Origin of the sequence: Streptomyces rugosispiralis, assembly GCF_024505145.1 — a bacterium.
GTDB classification, from domain to species: Bacteria; Actinomycetota; Actinomycetes; order Streptomycetales; family Streptomycetaceae; genus Streptomyces; species Streptomyces rugosispiralis.
Window position 1 is genome coordinate 1 of record NZ_JANIAA010000182.1, and the last position, 890, is coordinate 890.

Below are 890 nucleotides of genomic sequence, written 5' to 3' on the forward strand. Positions count from 1 at the left end.
AGCAGCTAACACAATGAGTGGACCTGGCGGTGGGTGATCAGGCAGCAGGCGAGCTTGAGGAACGCTTCGTGGATGTCGGCTCGGCGTTCCCAGCGGACGCGGAGTCGTTTGAAGCCGTGCAGCCAGGCGAACGTGCGCTCAACCACCCACCGGTAGATGCCCAGGCCACTGCCGTGCGGTGTGCCCCGGCGGGCGATGACAGGGATGATCCGGCGCGTGCGGACCTGGTCGCGGTAGACGTCGTGGTCGTAGCCTCGGTCGGCGAAGACCGACTGAGGCTTGCGGCGGGGCCGGCCGGGCCTGCCCCGGACGGGCGGGATGGCATCGAGCAGGGGCATGAGCTGGGTGACGTCGTTGCGGTTGCCGCCGGTGAGGATGGCCGCGAGCGGGGTGCCGTGCCCGTCGGTGATCAGGTGGTGTTTGGAGCCGGCTCGTCCCCGGTCGACCGGCGACGGGCCCGTCTGGAGCCCCCTTTTAATGCCCTGACGTGGCTGGAGTCCACAACTGCTCTCGACCAGTCCAGACGGGCGGCGGCGTTCAGCTCGGCCAGCAGCACCTCGTGCAGCTGTTGCCACACCCTGGCCTCGTTCCAGTCCCGCAGCCGTCGCCAGCACGTCATGCCCGACCCGAAACCGAGCTCCTGGGGAAGGTGTTCCCACTGGATGCCGGTGTGGAGCACGAACAGGATCCCGCACAGCACCGGCCGGTCCGGGACGGGTTTGCGGCCCGGGTGTCGGAACCGCCGTTCCTTCTTCGGCAGCAGCGGCTCGATCCGCTCCCACAAGTCGTCCGACACGATCCAAGGCGAAGTCCCCACGGCCGGACAACGCCCAACTGCCCGTCCAGGCACGGGCACCAGGACCGATCCATCTCATTGTGTTAGTGCCTCT

The 890-nt window shown here is 68.2% G+C and carries 1 pseudogene; it reads right to left on the minus strand.

Annotated features, from left to right (window positions below):
* Positions 1 to 5 precede the first annotated feature (5 nt).
* Positions 6 to 856 (minus strand): annotated as a pseudogene (locus tag NP777_RS46950) (IS5 family transposase).
* Positions 857 to 890 lie beyond the last annotated feature (34 nt).